Below are 4,962 nucleotides of genomic sequence, written 5' to 3' on the forward strand. Positions count from 1 at the left end.
ACCCGCGCCCGCCCCCGGCGGCTGACCGGGGGCCGTGGCGCCGGCCGGCTACGCGGCGACCGCCTGCGGGTCGCCCGTGGCGTCGTGGGCGGCCATCGTCTCCTGGCGTGCCGGCTCCTCGCGCAGGATCGCGGCGTGCAGCCACGCATCAGGGATGGCGAAGCCGTCGACCAGCGTGCGCATGTACGGGCGCAGCTCCTTGAGCAGCCCGTTCACCACGCCGGTGATCGCCTTCGACCGGGCCGGGGTGAGCCGGCCGTGCTCCAGCAGCCAGCCCTTGTTCGCCTCGATGACGCTCAGCGCGTACAGGTCGCAGACCCGGGACAGCAGCTCCTTGACCGCCGGGTCGGCTGTCGCGTCGATGCCGGCCACGAACGCCTCCAGGGTCACCCGGTCGACGTGCGCGGCGGCGACGGCGAGGACGTGGTCCTGCACGTCGTTGAAGATGTCGAACGGACGGTCCTTCTTGGTGGAGGCGCCACCGCGCAGGCGGCGGACCGCGCTGTCCAGCAGGTGCTCCTCGCGGTCCTCGAACACCTTGAGCTGCCAGCCCCGGTCGGTGACGGCGACCTCGTCGTCCCGGCCCGGCACCGCGCCGACCAGCCGCGCGATGAGCGCCCGCGCGGCGGTGCGCTCCAGCACCATCTCGCGTACCTGTTCGGCCACGAACGAGGCGCGCCCCCAGCCGTCCAGCGAGCCGAACTCGTCCCGGTAGCCGGTCAGCATGCCCTTGGCGACCAGTTGGAGCAGGACCGTGTTGTCGCCCTCGAACGTGGTGAACACGTCGGTGTCGGCCTTGAGGCTGGGCAGCCGGTTCTCCGACAGGTAGCCGGCGCCGCCGCACGCCTCCCGGCACATCTGGATGGTGCGTGTGGCGTGCCAGGTCTGCGCCGCCTTGAGTCCGGCGGCCCGGGACTCCAGCTCCCGCTGCCGGTGCTCGTCGACCGGCCCGTCGCCGCCCTGGATCTCGTCGAGCGCGGCGACCAGCTCGGTCTGGGCGAAGTGCAGCGCGTACGTGGTGGCCAGCGCGGGCAGCAGCTTGCGCTGGTGGGCCAGGTAGTCGTTGAGCAGCACCTCGCGGTCGCCCTCGGCGTCGCTGAACTGGCGGCGGATGTCGCCGTAGCGCACCGCGATGGCCAGCGCCGCCTTGGTGGCCGCCGACGCGGCGCCGCCCACGCTGACCCGGCCCCGCACCAGCGTGCCGAGCATGGTGAAGAACCGGCGGGAGTCGTTCTCGATCGGGCTGGAGTACGTCCCGTCCTCGGCCACCTGCGCGTACCGGTCCAGCAGCATGTCCCGCGGCACCCGCACGTGGTCGAAGCTGAGCCGCCCGTTGTCCACGCCGAGCAGGCCGGCCTTGGGCCCGGCGTCGCCGATGGTCACGCCGGGCATCGGGTTGCCGTGCTCGTCGCGGATCGGCACCAGCCACGCGTGCACCCCGTGGCGGCGCCCGTCGCTGATGAGCTGGGCGAAGACCACGGCCATCCGCCCGTCCCGGGCCGCGTTGCCGATGTAGTCCTTGCGGGCCGCCTCGTGCGGCGTGTGCAGGTCGAAGGTCTGCGTCCGCGGGTCGTACACGCAGGTGGTGCGTAGCTGCTGCACGTCCGAGCCGTGGCCGGTCTCGGTCATCGCGAAGCAGCCGAAGATCCGTCCGGAGACGATGTCCCGCAGGTAGGCGTCGTGGTGCCGCTTGGTGCCGAGCGCGGCGACCGCGCCGCCGAACAGGCCCCACTGCACGCCGGCCTTCACCATGAGTGACAGGTCGACCTGCGCGAGCATCTCGGTGGCGACGATCGAGGCGCCGACGTCGGACCGGCCGCCGTACTCGGGCGGGAAGCCCGCGGCGATGCCCAGCTCGACCGGGAGTTCGCCGAGCAGCCGGGTGATCCGCTCGCGCGCCTGGTCGCCGGTCTCGCCGTAGACCGGGAGAAACCGTTCGTCGAGATGTTCGCGGTGAGCCCGGCGGACCTCGGCCCACGGTCCGTCGAGCGTCTTCTGAAGGCGGGCGATGTCGATGCGGCCGGACGCGTGATCGAGCATGGTCGCTCCTCGGGGCAGCGGACATATGGGTGCACTCTCGGCCTGATCAACATTACCGGCGGTCACCGGGCCCCGCTGGCGGAGACCGTGGTGAGCCGTGCCACCCGACTCGGTCACCGCGAGGGCTGAGGTTAGGCTGTCCTCACTTCGAGCCTTGGAGGCCTCCCCTCGTGTCCCCGCAACCCGCCGGCGGCGCCGTCACGGCCCGGTACGTGCTGCGTCAGGCGTTGCGCCGGCAGCGACGGCCGGTGCTGATCGGCGTGACGCTGCTCGGCCTGCACCAGGTCGCCGAGGCGCTCGTGCCGGTGGCGATCGGCGTCATCATCGACCGCGCCGTGGTGACCGGCGACCCGTGGGCGCTCGCGTACTCGGTCGCCGGCCTCGCCGCCCTGTTCGCCGTGCTCGCGTTCGCCTACCGCAACGGCGCCCGCCAGGCGTTCGCCGCCGTCGAACGGGAGGCGCACCTGCTCCGGGTGGAGATCGCCGAGCGCGCGCTCGACCCGCGCGGGCACCGCTCCGGCCTGCGCGACGGCGAGCTGCTCTCGGTCGCCGCCTCCGACGCCGAACTCTCCGCGTACGTGGTGCGGGTCGCCGGGTTCGGTGTCGCCGCGGTGACCGCGCTGACCGTCGCGGCGACCGCGCTGCTGATCATCGACGTCCCGCTCGGGCTCGGCGTGCTCGTCGGCGTACCGGTGCTGGTCCTGGTGCTGCAACGGATGGCGCCGCTGCTGTCCCGGCGCAGCAGCTCCCAGCAGGAGGCTCTCGCCGAGACCACCGCGCTCGCCGTGGACCTCGTCTCCGGCCTGCGCGTGCTGCGCGGCATCGGCGCCCAGCACCACGCCGCCGGCCGGTACGCCGCCGCCAGCCGCAACGCGCTCGCCGTGACGCTGCGCGCCGCAAACACCAAGGGATTGCACCTCGGGCTCACCACCGCCGCCAACGGCCTGTTCCTCGCCGCGGTCGCCGGTGCCGCCGGCTGGCTCGCCCTGCGCGGCCGGCTCACCATCGGCGAGCTGGTCACAGTGGTCGGCCTCGCGCAGTTCGTCGCCGAGCCGGTGCAGACCATGGGCTGGTGCGTGCAACTGTTCGCGATGGCCCGCGCCTCCGCCGCCCGGGTGGCGCGCGTGCTCGGCGCCGAGCCGCTCACCCGGCCCGGCGACGCGCCCGCCCCGGCACACCCGGACGGGCCCCGGCTCGCCCTCGACGACGTCGGGCACGCCGGACTGGACGGGGTGAACCTGCGCGTCGGCCCCGGCGAGGTGGTCGGTGTGCTCGCGTACGACCCGGCCGACGCCGAGGCGCTGGTGGCGCTGCTGTCCGGGCGGGTGCCGCCGGACGCGCGCCGGGGCACCGTGCGTGTCGACGGCGTGCCCGCCGACGACCTGCACGTCGACGCGCTGCGCGGCACCGTGCTCGTCGAACCGCACGACGTGACGCTGTTCGAGGGCACCGTGGCGGCGAACCTCGCCGCCGGCACCCGTACCGATCAGGCACGGCTGCACGCCGCCGTCCGGGCGGCGGCCGCCCAGGACGTGGTGGACGCGCACCCCGGCGGCCTCGACCACCGGCTCGTCGAGCGGGGCGCGAACCTCTCCGGTGGACAGCGCCAGCGGCTCGGACTGGCCCGGGCGCTGCACGCCGACCCGCCCGTGCTGGTGCTGCACGACCCCACCACCGCCGTCGACGCGGCCACCGAGGCGCAGCTCGCCGACGGGCTGGCCGAAGCGCGCCGGGCGGCGCCCCGGGGCACGCTGCTGATCACCAGCAGCCCGGCCCTGCTGCGCATCACCGACCGGGTGGTGGTGATCGCCGACGGCCGGGTGGCCGCCGAGGGACCACATGAGCGCCTGCTCGCCGAGGACCCCCGCTACCGCGAGGAGACGCTGCGGTGACCGCCGAACCGCGTACCCCCGGCCGGACGTTGCTGCCCGTCGCGTCCGCCCGCCAGACCTGGACCACGCTCGTCGCCCGGTTCCGCGACCGGCCCGGCCTCAGCGCCGCCGCGGCGACGGTGCTCGTCGCCGCCGCCACCGGTGGCCTGGTCGCACCCTGGGTGCTCGGCCGCCTGGTCGACGACGTCATCGCCGACGCCCCGGCCTCCCGGATCGCCGGCCGGGTGGCGGTGATCGCCGCCGCCGCCGTGCTCACCGGCCTGCTCACCGCGCTCGGCGCCGCGCTCGCGTCCCGGCTCGGCGAGACGGTGCTGGCCCGCCTGCGTGAGCGCGTCCTCGACCGGGCGCTGCACCTGCCGTCCGCGACGCTGGAGCGGGCCGGCACCGGCGACCTGCTGGCCCGCGTCGGCGACGACGTGGCGGTGGTGACGAACGTGATCGCGGTGAGCGGCCCGGCGTTCGTCGGCGCGCTGCTGTCCGTCGTGCTCACCGTGTTCGGGCTGGTCGCGCTGGACTGGCGGCTCGGCCTCGCCGGGCTCGTCGCCGCGCCCGCGTACGCGCTGGCGCTGCGCTGGTACCTGCGGCGCTCGATGCCCTACTACGCCCGCGAGCGGGTCGCCACCGGCGAGCGGACGCAGGCGATGGCCGGTGCGCTGCGCGGCGCGGCGACGGTGCGCGCGTACCGGACCGAGGACGCGCACGTGGCAGCGATCGCCGAGCGTTCCGGCCTGGCCCGCGACCTGTCGCTGGAGATCTTCAACCTGCACACCCGCTTCGGGCTGCGGATCAACAGATCCGAGTTCCTCGGCCTGGCCGCGGTGCTCGTCGCCGGTTTCTTCCTGGTCCGCGACGACCTGGTCACCGTCGGCGCGGCGACCACCGCCGCGCTCTACTTCCACCGGCTGTTCAACCCGATCGGCCTGCTGCTGATGGAGTCCGACTCGGTGCTGCAGGCCGGCGCGAGCCTCGCCCGCCTGGTCGGCGTGGCGAACCTGCCCGACACCGGCCCGGCCACCGCGTCCGGCCCGGC

General features: G+C 74.8%; 3 protein-coding genes. 2 read left to right on the top strand and 1 reads right to left on the bottom strand.

The window, feature by feature from the left end:
• Nucleotides 1–48 precede the first annotated feature (48 nt).
• Nucleotides 49–2,040 carry an acyl-CoA dehydrogenase family protein gene (locus tag AC2CHG_RS29895; protein ID WP_484526059.1) on the bottom strand — a complete coding sequence of 664 codons (1,992 nt, stop codon included), beginning with the start codon at nt 2,038–2,040 and terminating at the stop codon, nt 49–51.
• Nucleotides 2,041–2,210: 170 nt separating this feature from the next.
• Between AC2CHG_RS29895 and AC2CHG_RS29900 the strand changes: the two genes are divergently transcribed.
• Together AC2CHG_RS29900 and AC2CHG_RS29905 are read left to right on the top strand one after the other, a co-directional pair.
• Complete coding sequence (locus tag AC2CHG_RS29900) at nt 2,211–3,932, top strand: ABC transporter transmembrane domain-containing protein (RefSeq protein ID WP_366626313.1); 1,722 nt, start codon at nt 2,211–2,213, stop codon at nt 3,930–3,932.
• On the top strand, nt 3,929–4,962 hold a 1,034-nt coding region (locus AC2CHG_RS29905; RefSeq protein WP_484526060.1), incomplete at its 3' end, for an ABC transporter transmembrane domain-containing protein. The genes AC2CHG_RS29900 and AC2CHG_RS29905, both read left to right, overlap by 4 nt.

Source organism: Micromonospora sp. ATLC20 (assembly GCF_057196585.1).

Coding starts and splice junctions, on each gene's coding strand:
- AC2CHG_RS29895 (WP_484526059.1), bottom strand. CDS start 2,040: ATGCTCGATCACGCGTCCGGCCGCATCGACATCGCCCGCCTTCAGAAG.